Source organism: Sphingomonas sp. NY01 (assembly GCF_038809135.1).
Classification (GTDB): domain Bacteria; phylum Pseudomonadota; class Alphaproteobacteria; order Sphingomonadales; family Sphingomonadaceae; genus Sphingomonas; species Sphingomonas carotinifaciens.
In genome coordinates, this window is sequence record NZ_CP101722.1 from 3,181,658 (window position 1) to 3,199,443 (window position 17,786).

The window sequence follows — 17,786 nt, forward strand, 5'->3', positions numbered from 1 at the left end:
GTTTTGGTATCGTGCAGGTCTATAAAAGATGTTGACCCGAAGGGGCGTCCCGCGAAGCTAGTAAGCGTGGGGAGAATATGGGGAGAGCGGGATGGGACTGGCGATTACCAGGGATATGCGGCCTGAATCGGTCGGTGCGGAGGCACGGGCGGCGCGGCTGTCGCGGGGTTTGTCCGGCACCAATCTCGAACGCGCCGGCGACTACAACCTGCGCACCGTTCTCCAGGCGATCCGGCTCAACCGCGACACCACCCGTGTCGAGATCGCGCAGCAGACCGGGCTGACCGCTCCGACCATCGCCAACATCACCGGGCGCCTGATCGACATGGGGCTGGTGCGTACCGCCGGTCGTCGCCAGGGCGGACGCGGCCAGCCTGCGCTGCGTCTCCAGGTCGCACCTGACGGTGCGTTCGGCATCGGGCTCAACATCGACCGCGATCACCTGACGCTAGTCACCCTCGACCTAACCGGCGAGGTGCGCAGCCGCATCACCCGCGAGATCGCCTTTGCCCGGCCCGACGAGGTCGTCGCCTTTGTTCAGGCCGAACTGGACGGCGCGATCGCGGCCGGCGACATCGACCGCGATCGGGTGCTGGGTGTCGGCGTCGCGATGCCCGACGATCTCGGCCGCATCCGCATGCCGCATCAACCGGACGGGTATGAGGCGTGGAACGAGACCGATATCGTCGCCCTGCTCGGGCCCGTCCTTCCCTGGTCGATCCACCGCGACAATGACGCGGCGGCGGCCGCGCTCGGCGAGACGCAGTATGGCCCCGCCTTTGACCATCCCAGCTTCTTCTATCTGCTGATCAGCGCCGGGCTTGGCGGCGGTCCGGTGATCGACCGCACCTATCACCGCGGCGCCCATGCGCGCAGTGGCGAAATCGGGCTGATGCCCGATCCCGGCGGCGCGCATCCGGGTGCGATCGTGCAGGATACCGTCTCGCTCGTGGCGCTCTGCGCCCGCCTCGCCGCGGCCGGCTGCCCTGCCGAGACGATCGCGGCGCTGCCCACCGGGTGCGAGGAGGAGGAGGCGGTGATCGCCGCCTGGATCGCCGATGCGGTGCGTGCGCTGGTGCAACCCTGCGTCGCGATCACCTGCCTGTTCGATCCCGACGCGATCCTGATCGGCGGGCGCCTCCCCGGCCCGCTCATCGCCCGCCTCGCCGAACAGCTCACCGCCGCCCTAGACGGCGTCTCCCTGCCCACCCGCGCGCGGATCATGCCCGCCGCCATGGCCCAGGACGCCCCCGCCATCGGGGCCGCCATCCTCCCCTTCCTCGACCACCTCCTCCCCTCCGACGCCATTCTCATACAGGCAGGCCGCAATTGATCCTTCTGGCACTCCTCGGCGCCACCGCCCCGCTCCCCGCCGTCCGCCTCGACCAGCTGGGGTTCGAGGCGCGCGGGCCGAAGACTGCGATCGTCGCCACCGACGCGACAGCGCCGCTTCCCTGGACCCTGACCGACGCCGCCGGCCGCACCGTCGCCACCGGCCGGTCGGTGCCCTTCGGCCCCGACCCGGCGTCGGGAACGCGCGTCCACCGCGTCACCCTGCCCCGCAGCCTTGCCCCCGGCCCCGGCTACCGCCTCGCCGTCGGCCCGGCCGCCAGCCGCCCCTTCGCAATCGCCGACCGCCCCTTCGCCACCCTCGCCCCCCAGGCCACCACCTTCTTCTACCAACAGCGCAGCGGCGTCCCCATCCTCGCCGCCCACGTCCAGCGCCCCGACCTCGCCCGCCCCGCCGCCCACGCCGCAGAGCGCGTCACCTGCTTCGCCGGCCCAGACCAACGCGGCGCCCGCTGGCCCGGCTGCGACTACAGCCTCGACGTCACCGGCGGCTGGTATGACGCGGGCGACCACGGCAAATATGTCGTGAACGGCGGCATCAGCACCTGGACGCTGCTCGACCTTCACGAACGCCTCGCCGCCTGGGGGCGCCCGGCGCTGTTCGCGGACGGCGCGCTGCCGATCCCCGAAGCCGGCAACGGCATCGACGACCTGCTCGACGAGGCGCGTGTCGAGGTCGAGTTCCTGCTCGCCATGCAGATCCCGGGTGGCAAGCGGGTGACGGTCGCCACCGTCACCGATACCGGCGCCCCCGCCTCCGGCTTCCGCACGATCGATGCGGGCGGGATGGCGCATACCAAGGTCGCGGACATCGCCTGGACCGGCCTGCCCCTCGCCCCGCACGAGGACCGGCAGCCGCGCCGGCTCTACCCCCCCTCCACCGCCGCCACGCTGAACCTCGCCGCGGTCGCCGCACAGGCCGCGCGCATCTGGCGCGACATCGACCCCGCCTTCGCCGCCCGCGCGCAGGCGGCCGCCATCCGCGCCTGGGACGCTGCGGCCCGCAACCCCGCCATCCCCGCCAGCTCCGACTTCGCCGGCAGCGGCGGCTACGGCGACAAGGACTGGTCGGACGAGCGCTTCTGGGCCGCCGCGCAACTGCTCGCCACCACCGGCGAGGCGCGCTTCCGCGAGGTGGTGGAGGGCTCCCCCTATCTCGCCGCCCCCGCCTTCGCGCTGTCCTGGGGCAAGACCGATTTCGCCGGCCTGCTGACGCTCGCCACCGACCCGCAAGCGCTGTCCCCCGACCGTCGCCAGGCATTGCAGTCCCGCATCACCGCCCTCGCCGACGGGCTGGTGAAGGAGCAGGACAGCAACGGCTACGGCGTGCCTTTTGCCGGCACCGCTTACGGCTGGGGCTCGAACTCCGATCTGCTCAACCGCGCCATGCTGCTGGGCACCGCATGGCAGATCACCCGCGATCCGCGCTACCGCGACGCGGTGGTCGGCGTGATCGACTATCTGCTCGGCCGCAATCCGCTCGACCAGTCCTATGTCACCGGCATGGGCGCGCGCCCGATGATGCAGCCGCACCACCGCTTCTGGGCCAAGGCGGCCGACCCGCGCTATCCGCTGCCCCCGCCCGGTGTCGTCTCGGGCGGCCCCAATTCCACCGCGATGAACGACGAGGTGGCCGCCCCGCTGAAGGGCCGCTGCACCGGTCAGACCTGCTGGGTGGACGATTGGCGCAGCTATACGATGAACGAGGTCGCGATCAACTGGAACGCACCCATGGTCTGGGCCGCCGCCTTCCTGGATGCGACCGCCCCATAGAAAAAGGGCGGCGGACCCATCGGCCCGCCGCCCCCTTTCCTCGCCGGCGCCGACCTTAGAAGGTCAGGCGCGTCGTCACCGAGAACTGCCGGTCGCTCTTGAAGAAGGAGCGCGGCGCCATCTGCCCGTCCGCCGACAGCAGGTAGGACGTCTTGGTCGTCGTATCGAGCAGGTTCTGCACCTCCAGGCCGATCTTGAAGTTGCGGTTGACCGTGTAGAAGATCGATCCGTCCATCTGCCCCGCCGCCAATGCATAGACCGGCAGGAACGGGAAGCAGCAGTCACGATTGGTCAGCAGGAACTTCGAGCGCCAGCTATACGCGACACGCGCATAGATGTTCGCCTTGTCGTAGAAGGCCGCGAGGTTGAAGTTATACTTCGACAGCCCGGCCAGCGGCAGGTTGGCATAGAGCGACGCGGTATCCACCGGCGGCGCATTGTCCGCATTGGCGTTCAGCGGCACGCCGTTGGGGATGTTGCCCGGATCGACATAGGTGAAGGTCGCCTGCGTGCCCAGTCCCGACAGGAAGCCCGGCAGGAAGTCGTAGGTCTGCTGATAGCTCAGCTCGACACCCTTCACGTCGCCGCTGCCCGGCGCGTTGGCCGGACCGTTGATCGTCACGTCGAACGTCTGGCCGTTATTGGTCAGCGACCGCGAATAGCCGTAATTGTCGAGGATGATGTTCGACAGCTTCTTGTAGAACAGCGCGCCGGTCAGCGAGCCGACCTTGGCGAAATACCATTCCGCGGTCACGTCGACCTGCTTGGCCTCGACCGGACGCAGGAAGGGGTTCCGCGACTGCGCGTTGAAGCCATAGGCATTGTTGTCGCCGAAGCTGACGCCGACGAAGTTGCGCAGGTCGCCGAAGTTCGGGCGCGAGATCGCCTTGGACGCCGCGGCCCGGAACAGCAGCGTGTCCGTCACCTGCAACTTCACGTTGGCGGCGGGCAGCCAGTGGTTGAACGCCTGGCGTGCCACCTCGGGCGTCGAGGCGCCGTTGGAGAAGGCGAGCGCCGCCGCCTGCTGTGCCGGGGTGACCGTGCACAGCGTCGGCACGGTGGAAAGCGACGGGTCCGCGCAATATTCGGCGATGCTGGCATATTGCGCCGGCAGCACGCGGACACGTTCCGGGAAAGTCAGCGAGCCGAACGACGCATCCTTGGTCCGCACGAAGCGCAGGCCGATATTACCCGACAGCGACATGCCGCCGGCAAAATCGTCCAGCCCGAAATCGGCGCGGACATAGGCGCCCCACGTCTCTTCCCGGTTGCGGTAATATTCCGATGCGCGGAAATAATCGTCGACCAGACCGGTACGATCCTGCAGCGCGACATAGCTGCCGCCGCCCGCCGCGGTCACTTCGCGCAGCAACTGAGTCAGAGCTTCATGATCGCGCAGCACCGCGTCCGAGATGAACGGCGTGCCCGGCGGCTGGGTCGACTGGTTGCGGTAATAATCGACGAAGTTGAACCGCTCGATCGAACCCGGCTGCGTATTCAACCCGACCGGGCCGCCGCTCGTCCAGGTTTCGGACAGCGCGCCCCAGTTGTTATAGTCGTTGGTACGCACCGTCTGGTCGCGCTTGGCGTAACGGCCACCGACGCGGACCTTGCGCAGGAAGCTGTCCTCGCTGACGTCATATTGCGCATCGCCGCGGAAGGCCCATTCGGTGCCGGTGTTGCGGTTGCGGTTGTTCATGCCGTCGTGGAAGTAGATCGACGCCGGATTGCCGAAATAGGCGTTCACATCGCGACCCTGCGGCTGGAACGTCACCTGCGGCGTGTTGCCGGTCAGGTCCAGGTTGAACCCGCTGAACGTGTGATTGCCGACATTGTCGTCGCGGCTGTTCAGCGTCGACTTCACATACTGGCCATCGAAATTCAGGTGCAGCCGCTCGACCGGCTCGAACTTGCCGTTCAGCGAGAAGTCCTGCGTGACCGCCTTGCTCTTGGTATAACGGTTGGCCATCACGACCGGCCCGCCTTCATTGGCGAACTGGGGCAGCGGCGCACCGTTGAAGCTGGGAACCAGGCCGGGGCGGTACAGCGACCCGCTGGTGAACACGCCATCGTCGTTATAGGTCGGCGTGGTGCCGGGCAGCGGCTTGACCTGCAACGAATCGGCCAGCCCCAGGCTCGGCTCGATCGTGTGCTCGATCCACTCCAGCCGGCTGTCGGTGCGCAGATACTGCGCGGTCAGCAGCACGCTGCGGTCGGAATTCTCATACTGCGCCGCCGCCGACACGCCGATACGCTCGCGGTTGAACGACTGGGTGCGGTTGCCGCCGCCCATCGGTACATAGACGCTCTCGCGACCCGCCGGCACCGGATAGGTGTCGAACAGCGGCTGCGTGGCATAGGCCGTACCGGCGTTGATGACGCGGCCCTCGCCGGCATCCTGCACGCCGTTGCCGTTCCGGTCGTCGTTGAAGCGCGGCAGATAGGCGGAGATGAACACCGCGTCCGACCGGCTGCGCAGCTGCGAATAGCTGCCGCTCGCCAGGAAACCGAAGCGGCCGCCGCCCGGCGCATCCCATTGCTGGCTGAACAGGCCGACGGCGGAGGGCGCACCGCGCTGCTCCATGTCGCCGTAATTCATGCTGCCCGACAGATAGATCAGGCGCTGGTCCTGGTCGAAGGGCTTGCGGGTGTTGATGTTGACGGTGCCCGAAATGCCACCTTCGATCAGGTCGGCGGTCAGGTTCTTGAACACCTCGACCGAGCCGATCAGTTCGGCCGGCACGTCATTGAAGCCGATCTCGCGACCGCCCGAGGCCGCGAACGTGTCGCGCCCGTTGAACTCGCCACGGACATAGGACAGGCCGCGGATCACGACGCCCGATCCCTCGACCGAGAAGTGCGCGGAATCGGTCGGTGCGGCGAAGCGGCTGATCGCCACGCCGGGCACGCGCTGCAACGCCTCGTTGACCGAACGGTCCGGCAGGGCGCCGATGTCCTGCGCGGTGATTGCATCGACCACGGTGTCCGAATTGCGCTTGATGTTTTGCGCGGTCGCCAGGCTCTGGCGCACGCCGGTGACGACGATTTCGTCGCGACCCGTATCGGGCGGGGTGACCGCGGCTTCTTCCGACGAACCCGACGTGCCCGTGGTGGCACCGGCCTGATCGATGGCGGTCGGGGCCGTTCCTGCCTCGACGCTGGGCGTGCCCGACGTGGTGCCCTGCGATCCCTCGCCAGCCGGCTTGGCGGGTGTTGCGTCCTGCGCCCATGCCGGTTGCGCCGCGCACAACAGCGCCAGAGCCGACACACCGATGTTCAGATTACGCCAATTACGCGCAGCGTCGCGCGACACACGGTCCTTCATGCAACCCCCTCCAGACATGACTTCCCCACCGCCATCCGGTCTGTTTGCCGGGTCGGTTCTTCCGTCGTGCAGTAAAAAATGTTTCAGTTCTCGTCAGTTAACCTGATACCGAAACGGCCACAAGTGAAATAACGCAACTTGATATAAGTAAACTTGGCGGCGTGGCAGAAAAGCCGCTACTGCCGTAGAAGCGCTGCAAGCGCGCAGGAGGGGGAGCATGGCCGGGCAGGAGAGGAATCGCGTGCGGGTGGTGGTCGTCGGCGGGGGCACCGCCGGCTGGATGACCGCCGCCGGTCTGGCCACGCTGATCCCTGCGGCGGCCGACGTTCACCTGGTCGAATCGGCAGAGATCGGCATCGTCGGCGTCGGCGAGGCCACCCTGCCTCATTTGCGCGCCTTTATTCAGCGGCTGGGGATCGACGAGATCGCGTTCATGACCGCGACTCATGCCACCTTCAAGCTCGGCATCGACTTCCGCGATTTTGGCCGCATCGGCGATCGCTACGTCCATCCCTTCGGCACCTATGGCCAGCCGCTCGGCGGCGTCGGCTTCCACCATTACTGGCTGCGCCGTCACCATGGCGGCAATCCCACGCCGCTTGGCGCCTATTCGGCCGGGGTCGTCGCCGGAGAGCGCGCCCGCTTCGCCCGCCCCGATCCGACCAGCGACGCACTGCAGGACAGTTTCGGCTACGCCTATCAGTTTGATGCGACCCGCTTCGCCCCCTTCCTGCGCACCCATGCCGAGGCGCGGGGCTGCCGCCGCACCGAAGGGCGCGTCGTCTCGGTCGACCGCGACGAACGGGACGGCCGCGTCACCGCGATCCATCTGGCGGACGGTACCCGGATCGAGGGCGATCTGTTCGTCGACTGCTCGGGCTTTCGCGCGCTGCTGATCGGTGGCGAACTGGACGAGGCGTGGGAGGATTGGTCCCACTGGCTGCCCTGCGACCGGGCGGTGGCGGTGCCCTGCACCCATGCGCCGGGGCCGATCGAGCCGCTGACCCGTGCCACCGCGATGCCCGCCGGATGGCGCTGGCGCATCCCGCTCACCACCCGCGTCGGCAACGGCTATGTCTATGCCAGCCGCTACTGCGACGACGATACCGCGCGAGAAGCGCTGCTCGCGGGGCTGGAGGGCGAGGCACTGGCCGAGCCGCGCCTGCTCCGCTTCCGTGCCGGGCGGCGGCGGCATAGCTGGTCGCACAATGTCGTCGCGGTGGGGCTTGCCTCGGGCTTTCTCGAACCGCTCGAATCGACCAGCATCTATCTGGTGCAGATGGCGATCACCGCGCTGATCGAACATTTCCCGGACGCGCGCGTCACCGACGCCGACCGCGACGGCTTCAACACCGCGGTCGATGCCGAATATGACCGCATCCGCGACTTCCTGATCCTGCACTATCACGCCACCACGCGCGACGATTCCCCCTTCTGGGATCATGTCCGCACCATGGCGATCCCCGACACGCTGGCGGATCGGATTGCGCTGTGGCGGCAAACGGCGCAGGTCGCGCATTACAGCTACGGCCTGTTTCTCGAACCCAGCTGGCTGGCGGTCTATCTCGGCCAGAACATCGTGCCGGACGGCTGGGACCCACGCGCGGACGGCGCCGATCCTGCGAAACTCGATCAGGCGCTGGCCGCGCTCGCCGCCGGCATCGGCACCGCGATCGACGCCCTGCCACCCCATGAAGCGAGCCTGCCGCGATGAACCGACAGAACAGGGTGCGCAGCGTCACGGTTCTTGGCGGCGGCCCGGTCGCCGGCATCGCCGCGCTCGGCTTCGCGCAGGCGCTGCCCGGCGCGCGGGTCGACTGGATCATGCGGCCGGTCGATCCCGCGGCGCTGGCCGACCGCCTGCCCGCCACCCTGCCCTCCAGCGCGCCCGTGCTGGAACAGCTCGAACTGGACGAGGCCGACCTCGTCGCATACGCCGGCGCGACGCACCGGCTGGGCGAGCGTTTCCTCGGCTGGGGCCCGGCGGACTATATCACCAGCGAAGGGCAGCCGATGCCGCTCGGCGTCGCGGGCGCGCTGCACCACCATCATGCGCTCGCCCCCCGGCACCCGCTTCACCGCTATCGCCCCGGCGCGGTGCTCGCCGATGCCGGGCGCTTCGTCCACCCGACCGCGCCCGACGGCCCGCTCGGCTTCCACGACTATGGCCTGCGCCTCGACCCGGATGCGATCACCCCCTTCCTCGCCGACCGCGCCGCCCGTGCCGGCGTCCGCATCACTTCAGGCGAGGGCGTGGACGCCGACCTGATCGTCGACGCCACCGGCCCCGCATCCGCCCCCGACTGGATCGACTGGACGGACGCGCTGCCCGCCACCACCCTCACTCTTGCGGAAACGACCGGTACCGCCCCCGACCCGTGCGACACCTACCGCGCCACCGACACCGGCTGGCAGGCGACATGGCCCCTTGCGCAGCGCACGCTCACCGGCACCGCCACGCTCGGCACCGGTCCCATCCGCCCCGGCCGCCGCGCGGAGCCCTGGCAGGGCAACATCCTGTCACTCGGCGACGCCGCCGCCGTGATGGGGCCGCTGTGCTGGACGGGCTTCGCGCTCGCGCTGGCGAACCTATCCCTCGCCCTGTCCCTGCTCCCCGGCCGCGACATGCCCCCGCTCCTCCTCGCCGAGTACAACCGCCGCGCGTCCCTTCGCGCGGACCGCCTCGCGGACCTCCTCTCGGCCCACCACCACCTCGCCCGCCACGCGCCCCCCCGCCCCGGCCTCGCCCACACCCTCGCCCAGTTCGCCCGCCGCGGGTTCCTCCCCCATTTCGAGGAGGAAAGCGTCGGCGCCGAACGCTGGCTCTCCACGCTGGCCCCCGCCATCCGCCCCGCGCGCCCCGACCCGATCGCCCTCTCCGCCCATCCCCCCGCACCGCTCGACCGCCTCCACGCCACCCTCGCCGCCCTCCCCGCCCGCCTACCCCCCTATCCCGACTATCTCGCCCGCATGAGGCACGCATGACCCAGCCGATCTCCCATGTCGTCATCGTCGGCGGCGGCACCGCCGGCTGGATGGCCGCCGCCGCCGCTGCCCGCTTCCTCGACGATGGACAGCGCCGCATCACCCTGGTCGAATCGGATGCGATCGGCACGGTCGGTGTCGGCGAGGCGACGATCCCGCCGATCATCGGCTTCAACCGCCTGCTTGGGCTAGACGAAGGCCGGTTCCTGTCCGCCACCGGCGGCAGCTACAAGCTGGGTATCGAATTCGTCGGCTGGGACACGGGCGAGGATCGGTATTTCCACCCCTTCGGCCATCACGGGCGCGACTTCGACGGGCTGAACTTCCACCAGGCCTGGCTGAAGCTGCGCGACCGCGACGGCATCGGCCCGATCGACGACTATGCGATGGCCGCCGCCGCGGCGCACGCGGGCACCTTCGCGCCCCCCGTCGCCGACCCGCGCTCACCCCTGTCGGGGCTGGCCTATGCCTATCATTTCGATGCCGGCCGCTACGCCGCCTTTCTGCGCGCGCAGGCGGAGGCCGGCGGCGTCATCCGGATCGAGGGGCGGATCGAGCGCGTCGAGCGCGATCCCGCCAGCGGCCATGTCGCCGCGGTGGTGCTGGGGGACGGCCGCCGCATCGCCGGCGACCTGTTCATCGACTGCTCCGGCTTTCGCAGCCTGCTGCTCGGCCAGGCGATGGAGGTGCCGTTTGTCGACTGGTCGCACTGGCTGCCCTGCGACCGGGCGCTGGCGGTGCCGACGCGCCGGACCGATCCGGTGCTGCCCTATACCCGCGCCACCGCAAGGCCCGCGGGCTGGCAATGGCGCATCCCGCTGCAACACCGCACCGGCAACGGCCATGTCTATGCCAGCGCCTTCATGGACGATGCCGAGGCCGAGCGCCTGCTGCTCGCCAATCTCGATGCCGAGCCGACCGACAGCCCACGCCGCCTGTCGTTCAGGGCCGGCCGCTACCAGCGCATGTGGGAAGGCAATGTCGTGGCGCTGGGCCTGGCCGGCGGCTTCCTGGAACCGCTGGAATCGACCAGCATCCACCTGATCCAGAACGGCATATCGAAGCTGTTCGCGCTGTTCCCCGACAAGCGTTTCACCGCAGTCGAGCGCGACCGCTATAATCGCTTCATGACCGACGCCTATGACGGCATCCGCGATTTTATCATCCTGCACTATCACGCCACCCGCCGCGACGACACGCCCTTCTGGCGCCACGTCCGCACCATGACGATCCCCGACACGCTGGCCGAGAAGATCGCGCTGTTCCGCGAAAAGGGCCGCATCTTCCGCTATGACGACGAATTGTTCGCGGTCCCCAGCTGGGTCGCGGTGATGATCGGGCAGAACATCATGCCCGATGGCTATGACCCGATCGTCGATGCGCTGGACGAGGACCGGGTGGCCGATGCGCTGCGCCAGATGCGCCGCGCCAATGCCACGCTCGCCCGCACGCTGCCCCCGCACGCCGCGGTGCTGGCCAGGGTCGGGCAGGCGGCAGGCTAGAATCAAAACCGGCGGCGACGGCCAGGGAGGGGTGCCGTCGCCGCCGGGTCCTGCGCGGCATGGGAGGATACCGCCGGAACGGGCCCGCCCCTCGCGTCCAAGGGAGGGAAACGCGGGCAGGCCCGATGGGAAAAGATCAGGCGAGCGTCAGGCCGACATCGACATTGCCGCGCGTCGCGTTGCTGTACGGGCAGATCTGGTGCGCGGTGTCGACCAGCGTTTGCGCGACATCGGGCGCGACGCCGGGCAGCGCGACGGTCAGGTCGGCGGTGATGCCGAACCCGCCGGCTGCGCGCGGACCGATGCCGACCGTGGCCGATACCTGCGTATCCGCGGGCACCGCGACCTTCAGCTGATGACCGGCCGCCTTCAATGCGCCGATGAAACAGGCCGCATAGCCGGCCGCGAACAGTTGCTCCGGGTTCGTACCCTCGCCGCCCGCACCGCCCAATTCCCTGGGGGTGGACAGCTTCACGTCGAAATTGCCGTCATCGACACGGGCATGACCATCGCGCCCGCCGGTGGCGGTGGCTGCGGTGCGGTACTTTACATCGACCGACATGCTATTCTCCTTATCGGAATAATCTTTATCGCGATACCTATGTAGGAGACCATCCCGGGCTTGTCCAGCGGAATGTTTATCGCGATATCGAAATCGTACACGCGAAAGGATGATTGCCATGGCCGCCCCCGCGCCACTCGACAGCCAGTTGTGCTTCTCGCTTTATGCCACGTCGATGGCGATCAACCGGGCGTACAAGCCGCTGCTCGACGCGCTGGGGATCACCTATCCGCAATATCTGGTGCTGCACGCGCTGTGGGAGGAGGATGGCCGCAGCGTCGGCGCGATCGCGTCGCGCCTCGCACTGGAGTCGAGCACGGTGACCCCGCTGGTCAAGCGGCTGGAGGCATCGGGACTGGTCAAGCGGACTCGAAATCCCCTTGACGAGCGTCAGGTTCAGGTCGCCCTGACCCAGGCCGGGTGGGACTTGCGCGACCGCTGCGGCTGTCTGGCGGAAAAGCTGATCGCGCAGTCGGGGATGTCGCTGGAGGAACTGGGCACGCTCAACGAACGCGTGCAGCACCTGCGCGATGCGCTCGCCTCCGGTGTCGAGGCTACCCGCTAGGGTCCGGTCGCGATATCCGGCAACCGGCTGCGCTGCGTGGAGGGCATCATCGCCCCGCGCAGGGCCGCCTCCATCGTCCGTGGTCCCGGCGGTACCGGGTTCGGCACGCCGCTTTCCAGCCGGTCATGCGCGCTGTGCAGTTCCGCCAGCGCCAGATGACGGGCGCGCGCGACGGCACAGCGTGCCCGCCGGGCCAGGGCCCGCTCCTGTGCGGCACGCCGTGCGTGATAGCTGACCGGCGCACGATCCGGCCGCCCGCGCCGCATCGGCAGCAGGCGGGTGATCCAGCGCAACCAGGCGGGATGGCGGGAAACGGCCGGGGCACCGGATGGAGAAGCCGCCCCGGCCGTCACGATGTCAGAACCCGACCGGGCAGGCCTGCCCTGCATCGGTGACAGGATGGCCGGCGGCACGCGTGGGAAGCGGGACCATCGCTCCATATGATGCGGCCATCGGATCGGGGGGGGCGTATCCGGTGCCGGCCATCCTGTCCTCCTCCGTCCGGCGAGGGGTGGGGAGAGTGCCGGACATGGCCATGGTCGCCTGCCGAATCCTAACGCGGCGTTCCCGTGCAATCGGCACGAAATACGGCATTTGCGTGGGGAGAGATGCGATAGCCGGCCGACCCACGCCATCGCCGCACCGCGTTTCACGCAATTTACGACAACCCCGTTCCGGTGGCGAATAGATCGGCATCGGAACTTAAAACACTGGAATGTTTAAATAGTTCTACGCATGACAGGAAACGGGGACTGGTTGATCGGAAAGGGAGCCGATGATCCTGGCAAGGAATGGGGCGGCGCCGCCCGCGGTAACCGCGGGCGAGCTGGTACGGCAATTCGGTACATGGCAGGCGCGCGCCGCCGCCGGCCCGGTATTCATCACCCATCACGGTCGCCCGCGGCTGGTCATGCTGTCGCTCGCCGCGTTCGAGGCGCTGGCGGCGCCCAGCGATGCCGATGCCGATCCCGGCGCGGTGCCGCCCGTGACGCATGTGCTGGAGCATCTGGAACAGGGTTTTCTGGCGCTGGACGGCGCGATGCGGGTGCGCGCGATCAACGCCGCCGCCTGCGCCTTCCTGATGGTCTCGGCAGAGGCGGTGCGCGGCCGGGCGCTGCCCTCGATCTGGCCGGGGATAGAGGATCGGCCCGGCTATACCGCGCTTGCCCGCGCGGTGGCGTCGGGCGCCACCACCTGCCTGGAACTGCCCTCCTTCGCGCGGGAGGGGCGCTGGCTGCGGCTGCGGGCCATGCCGTTCGCCGGTGGGTCTGCCTGCCTGTTCGATGACATCACCGACCGGCTCGCCACCGAGCGTCATGAGGACGCGCGCAGCGCGACGTTGGCCGCGCTGGCCGCGCACGGCGAGGTCGGTCGCGCGCTGCTGTCGATGCGCGGCACCTTTGCGGAGGTCGATGCGGGGTTCGCACGGCTGGCGGGCTTCGCCCCGGACAAGCTGCACGGGGTCCGGCTGACCGACATCCTGCCCCTGCCGCTGCGCCGTGCCACCGCCGATCAGGTGGAGGCGGTGCTGACCGGCACGCCCCCGCCGGCCTTCGACACCCGCTTCCTGACGCGCGCGGGCACGGAAAGGCCCATCCGCCTGGCCTTTGCCCCGGTGCGTGCGCACGGCGCCATCACCGGCGCGGTGGCAATCGCCACCGCGATCGAGCAACCCATTGATCTGTAACGTAGATCAACGAGATTTTCCGGAGAACTGCGGCAACGATCGCCATCCTGTCCCGTTGGTCCGGTACGCCTGTTTGTGGCTGACGGAGTGGATGCATGACCCAATCGGACGAACCCCGCGAAGGGCGCCACACGCTGGCGATCGGTATGGCGGCCGGGATCGCGATCGGCATCGCCGCGAACCTCGCCCGCAAGGCCGCGGTTCAGGCGCCCACCCTGCTCGCGGGCGAATGGGACAAGGTGCTCGCCGCCGAACATGCCGCGGCACTCGTCCTGTTCGACGCGCTGGAACGCAGCGATGCGAGCGACACGAGGCGTCGCACCGTGCTGCTCGCGCAGTTGAAGCACGCGATCGGTAAACATGCCTTGCAGGAGGAGAACGCCGTCTACGCGATGATGCGCGACCGGGGCATGCCCGAAGCGGCGGATCATCTGAATCACGAACATGGCTATGTGAAGCAATATTTCTTCGATCTGGGCGAGATGGCCAAGGACGACCCCGCCTGGCTGCCCAAGCTGCGCGAATTTCGCACGATGATCGAACAGCATATGCGCGAGGAGGAGGACGATCTGTTCCCGCGCCTGCGCGCCGAACTCTCCGACGCCCAGAACGCCCATCTGACCCGCCAGATGAACAAGGAAGGGCTGAAACTTGCCTGATCCCCATCTCGACGACCGGGTCCACGCCGCCGACGCCCGCGCCGAGCGTCGCGAACGTCGCGAGGCCCCGATCATCCGCCGCTTCGCCGTCATCATCGCCGTCGTGTTCGTCCTCGGCATCCTCACCTATGCCGGCATGATCTTCAGCCATGCCCGGCAAAAGGAACGCAGCGACGCCAACGCCACCCAGGTCGCCACCCCGCGAGACCCGATGCCCGACCGATAGCTGCGCCCGAGCGGTAAACACTCCCTCCGTTCGTGCTGAGCGAAGTCGAAGCACAGCCGCCATCGCCTGACCTTCGGCTTCGCTCAGGCCGGAGGGTGTGGGCTGGGCCTACCCCGCCAGCATCCCTTGCACCCGCTCCGCCAGCACGTTCATCGCAAACGGCTTGGTGATCATCGCCATCCCCGGCTCCATGAAGCCGGACGCGGCGGCGGCGGTTTCGGCATAGCCGGTCATGAACAGCACCTTCAGCGCGGGGCGCATCGCCCGCGCCTCCATCGCCACCTGACGCCCGTCGCGGTCGGGCAGGCCCATGTCGGTGACCAGCAGGTCGATCCGCGCATGGCTTCTCAGCAGCGCCAGACCGCTCGCGCCGTCGCCCGCCGCCAGCGTGCGGTATCCCAGCTCCTGCAGTTCCTCCAGGATCAGCGCGCGCACCACCGCCTCGTCCTCGACCACCAGCACCACCTCGCCCCGACCGCTGCGCGGCACCGGTGCCGCCGCCGGCGCCTCGCTCGCCTCGTCCATCGGCCCGTCATGGCGCGGCAGGTACAGCCGCACGCTCGTTCCCTCGCCCGGCGCGCTTTCGATCGTCGCGGTGCCCTCGGACTGTTTGGCAAAGCCGTAGATCATCGACAGGCCCAGCCCGGTGCCGCGCCCGATCGGCTTGGTGGTGAAAAACGGTTCGAACGCGCGCGCGATCGTGTCGGCATCCATGCCGGTACCGGTATCGCCCACCCGGATGCACACGAACGCGCCGTTGTCGCGGGTCACGTTGCCCGTCTCGATGGTCAGGCGGCCGCCGCCCTCCATCGCATCGCGCGCGTTGATCGCCAGGTTCAGGATCGCGCTTTCCAACTGGTTGGGATCGCACCGGGTCGGCCACAGATCGGCGTCCAGATGCAGGTCCAGCGCGATCCGCTCGCCGATCGTGCGGCGCAACAGGTCCTCGATCGATCCGATCAGCCGGTTGACCTCCACCGGCTTCGGATCGAGCGGCTGGCGGCGCGAAAAGGCGAGCAGCCGGTGGGTCAGCGACGCCGCCCGGTTCGCCGCCGTCGCCGCCGCCGTCACGAAACGGTCCAGCTCCTCGGTCCGCCCCTGCGCCACCCGCCGCTCGACGATCTCCAGATTGCCGGTGATCCCTTGCAGCAGGTTGTTGAAGTCGTGCGCGATGCCGCCGGTCAGCTGGCCCACCGCCTCCATCTTCTGGCTTTGCCGCAACTGCGCCTCGGCGGTGGCCAGTGCCGCGGCGGCCTCGTTCTCGGCGGTCACGTCATGGCCGAACCCGTAAAAGGTCCCCCCTCCGGTACCGTCGTCCAGCGGATCAGCCGTCGCTCGCCCGACTTGGCGATCAGGGTCGTGCGGTAATCGTGCAGCGCCTGGCCCGCGGACAGGATGCGCACCCGCTCGCGCCACGATCCCTCGTCATCCTCCATGAAATCGGTGCTGCGCCGCCCGACCGATTCGGCATGGGTCCAGCCCAGCGTCGCGGTCCAAGACGGATTGACGTTGGTGATAATGCCCGCGGCATCGGTCACCACCTTCAGCACCGGCGACAACGTCCAGATCCGCTCGCGGTCGCGCGCCAGCCGCCTTTCCTCGGTGATGTCGCGCCCCACCGCATGGATGCGCCCGGACGACGGCACCGCGGTCCAGGCAAGCAGGCGATAATCGCCCGCCTTGGTCCGGTACCGGTTCTCGAACGCCAGCGTCGTCACCCCGTCGCTCAGCGTGGACAGTTCGGCCGCGGTGCTGGGAAGATCGTCCGGGTGGAGAAAGGTTTCCAGCGGCTGGCCCACCAGTTCCGTTTCCGCCCAGCCCAGCATCCGCGTCGCGCTGGGATTCACCGCGGTGATGATCCCCTCGAAGGTGCAGACCAGCAGCAGGTCCTGCGAGATCGCCCACAGCCGGTCGCGGTCGTCCTGCAACCGGCGGCCCGCCAGCACGCGCTCGGTCGTCTCGATCACCACCGCGACCACGCCGATCGGCCGGCCGTCATCGTCCAGCGCCGGGGAATATTCCAGGTCGGTCCACAAGGCGCGCGGCGTGCCGTCGCGCACCAGCGTCAGTTCCTGGTCCTGGTACGACAGCGTGCCGCCACCATGATACACCACCTGCATCACATGCGCGTTGAAGTCCGCGACCTCGTGCCAGCCCTCCAGCACGTTGGTGCCGAGCAGTGCCGGATGCCGGTCGCCGGCGAACCCGCGATAGGCGTCGTTGTAGATCATCCCGCCGGTCGGACCCCACAGCGTCACGATCGGCACCGGCGAGCGCAAGACAAAGGCCAGCACCGTGCGCATCGCCACCGGCCAGCTCGCGATCGCGCCGATCGGCGTGGTCTCCCACGCAAAGGCGCCGATCCGCTCCCCCATTTCGCCGCCCCCGATCAGGAACGCCGCTTCCTTGCTGCCTGCCACCACCGTCACATTGTTCGCCCATGCAGCCCGCGCTGTTTCAAGCGCATAACGCCGTTGCATCGTCAAGGCTGCGTGGCCGTTGCGCTATCCCGCCGGTGCGGGCGCCGGCGTCGGCGTCGCGGCCGGGGCGGGTGCCGCCGCCGCGGCGGGTACCCCGATCTCCACCTCCACCCGCCGGTTGCGGGCGCGCCCCTCGGGGTCGTCGCTGCCGTCCAGCTTGGCGTTCGGGGCGATCGGCCGCGCCTCGCCCAGCGCGATCACGGTGATCCGCTCGCGCGGCACCCCCTGCTCGACCAGATAGTCGCGCACCACCTCCGCCCGCCGGCGGGCGGTGCGCAGATTGTCCTTGTCCGACCCTTGCGAATCGGAATGGCCGCGCAACACAATCGGGCCGCCCCGCGTCCGCGCCTCCTGCGCCAGCGCATCCAGCGCCGCGCGCGCCGCATCGTCCAGCGCGGCACTGCGCGGAAAGCCGATCGTGCGCGACAGCGGTTCGGGCGTCGCTTCGGGCTCGGGCGCCTCGGCCACCTCGGCATGGACCGCCGGACGGATGATCGACTTCACCTCGCCCTCGGGCGTCGGGCTCGGCACGGGAAGCGGGGGGGTGAGCGTGTCGGCCGCGTTGACCGGCGCGGCGGTGTTCGACGGCGCGCCGCCCTCGCACCCCGCCAGCGACAGGCCCAGCAGGACGCACAATCCCAGCGGATGGCGCAACATGGTCATACCCCTCCC

At 69.0% G+C, this 17,786-nt stretch carries 15 protein-coding genes; 9 read left to right on the forward strand and 6 right to left on the reverse strand.

Going from position 1 to position 17,786, the window contains the following annotated elements:
- The first annotated feature begins 115 nt into the window (after positions 1-115).
- Both NPJ82_RS15380 and NPJ82_RS15385 read left to right on the forward strand, forming a co-directional pair.
- A complete protein-coding gene (locus NPJ82_RS15380; RefSeq protein ID WP_149681485.1) occupies positions 116-1,333 on the forward strand; it encodes an ROK family transcriptional regulator in 1,218 nt (405 codons plus the stop codon).
- Positions 1,330-3,123: a glycoside hydrolase family 9 protein gene (locus tag NPJ82_RS15385; protein WP_342657899.1), complete on the forward strand. Its 1,794-nt coding sequence runs from the start codon at positions 1,330-1,332 to the stop codon at positions 3,121-3,123. Before NPJ82_RS15380 ends, NPJ82_RS15385 begins: the two co-directional genes overlap by 4 nt.
- 55 nt (positions 3,124-3,178) lie before the next feature.
- Here NPJ82_RS15385 and NPJ82_RS15390 read toward each other — a convergent pair whose 3' ends face one another.
- The gene (locus tag NPJ82_RS15390; RefSeq protein WP_342657900.1) at positions 3,179-6,448 is read right to left on the reverse strand and encodes a TonB-dependent receptor; all 3,270 of its coding nucleotides are present in this window, start codon (positions 6,446-6,448) and stop codon (positions 3,179-3,181) included.
- Positions 6,449-6,665: 217 nt separating this feature from the next.
- On the opposite strand from NPJ82_RS15390, the gene NPJ82_RS15395 reads away from it, so the two are divergent.
- The 3 genes from NPJ82_RS15395 to NPJ82_RS15405 are packed head-to-tail and all read left to right on the forward strand — an operon-like array spanning position 6,666 to position 10,935.
- A complete protein-coding gene (locus NPJ82_RS15395; RefSeq protein ID WP_342657901.1) occupies positions 6,666-8,162 on the forward strand; it encodes a tryptophan halogenase family protein in 1,497 nt (498 codons plus the stop codon).
- Positions 8,159-9,433, forward strand: coding sequence for a tryptophan 7-halogenase (locus tag NPJ82_RS15400; RefSeq protein WP_342657902.1), 1,275 nt, complete (start codon positions 8,159-8,161; stop codon positions 9,431-9,433). The genes NPJ82_RS15395 and NPJ82_RS15400 overlap by 4 nt, the downstream gene beginning before the upstream one ends.
- A complete protein-coding gene (locus NPJ82_RS15405; RefSeq protein ID WP_342657903.1) occupies positions 9,430-10,935 on the forward strand; it encodes a tryptophan halogenase family protein in 1,506 nt (501 codons plus the stop codon). Before NPJ82_RS15400 ends, NPJ82_RS15405 begins: the two co-directional genes overlap by 4 nt.
- Positions 10,936-11,071: 136 nt before the next feature.
- On the opposite strand, the gene NPJ82_RS15410 is transcribed toward NPJ82_RS15405, so the two are convergent.
- A complete protein-coding gene (locus tag NPJ82_RS15410; protein ID WP_267349898.1) occupies positions 11,072-11,497 on the reverse strand; it encodes an organic hydroperoxide resistance protein in 426 nt (141 codons plus the stop codon).
- A 118-nt stretch (positions 11,498-11,615) separates the two neighbouring features.
- Here NPJ82_RS15410 and NPJ82_RS15415 point away from each other — a divergent pair, with 118 nt between their 5' ends.
- The gene (locus tag NPJ82_RS15415; RefSeq protein ID WP_342657904.1) at positions 11,616-12,062 is read left to right on the forward strand and encodes a MarR family transcriptional regulator; all 447 of its coding nucleotides are present in this window, start codon (positions 11,616-11,618) and stop codon (positions 12,060-12,062) included.
- Here the strand turns inward: NPJ82_RS15415 and NPJ82_RS15420 are convergent.
- Entirely contained in the window at positions 12,059-12,502 is a 444-nt protein-coding gene (locus tag NPJ82_RS15420; RefSeq protein ID WP_342657905.1) for a hypothetical protein, read from the reverse strand. The genes NPJ82_RS15415 and NPJ82_RS15420 overlap by 4 nt on opposite strands.
- Before the next feature lie 335 nt (positions 12,503-12,837).
- On the opposite strand from NPJ82_RS15420, the gene NPJ82_RS15425 reads away from it, so the two are divergent.
- The 3 genes from NPJ82_RS15425 (at position 12,838) to NPJ82_RS15435 (ending at position 14,634) form a co-directional block, all read left to right on the forward strand.
- Positions 12,838-13,749 (forward strand): PAS domain-containing protein, encoded by a 912-nt coding sequence (locus NPJ82_RS15425; protein WP_342657906.1) that lies wholly within the window; start codon positions 12,838-12,840, stop codon positions 13,747-13,749.
- A gap of 95 nt (positions 13,750-13,844) precedes the next feature.
- Positions 13,845-14,408, forward strand: a complete 564-nt coding sequence (locus NPJ82_RS15430; protein WP_342657907.1) for a hemerythrin domain-containing protein — start codon at positions 13,845-13,847, stop codon at positions 14,406-14,408.
- Positions 14,401-14,634 (forward strand): hypothetical protein, encoded by a 234-nt coding sequence (locus NPJ82_RS15435; RefSeq protein WP_149681269.1) that lies wholly within the window; start codon positions 14,401-14,403, stop codon positions 14,632-14,634. The genes NPJ82_RS15430 and NPJ82_RS15435 overlap by 8 nt, the downstream gene beginning before the upstream one ends.
- A 108-nt stretch (positions 14,635-14,742) precedes the next feature.
- On the opposite strand, the gene NPJ82_RS15440 is transcribed toward NPJ82_RS15435, so the two are convergent.
- The 3 genes from NPJ82_RS15440 to NPJ82_RS15450 form a co-directional block, all read right to left on the reverse strand.
- Positions 14,743-15,906 (reverse strand): ATP-binding protein, encoded by a 1,164-nt coding sequence (locus tag NPJ82_RS15440; RefSeq protein WP_342657908.1) that lies wholly within the window; start codon positions 15,904-15,906, stop codon positions 14,743-14,745.
- On the reverse strand, positions 15,903-17,063 hold the full coding sequence (locus NPJ82_RS15445; protein ID WP_342657909.1) for a PAS domain S-box protein: 1,161 nt from the start codon (positions 17,061-17,063) through the stop codon (positions 15,903-15,905). Before NPJ82_RS15445 ends, NPJ82_RS15440 begins: the two co-directional genes overlap by 4 nt.
- 75 nt (positions 17,064-17,138) lie before the next feature.
- Positions 17,139-17,777, reverse strand: a complete 639-nt coding sequence (locus tag NPJ82_RS15450) for an OmpA family protein (RefSeq protein ID WP_342657910.1) — start codon at positions 17,775-17,777, stop codon at positions 17,139-17,141.
- Positions 17,778-17,786 lie beyond the last annotated feature (9 nt).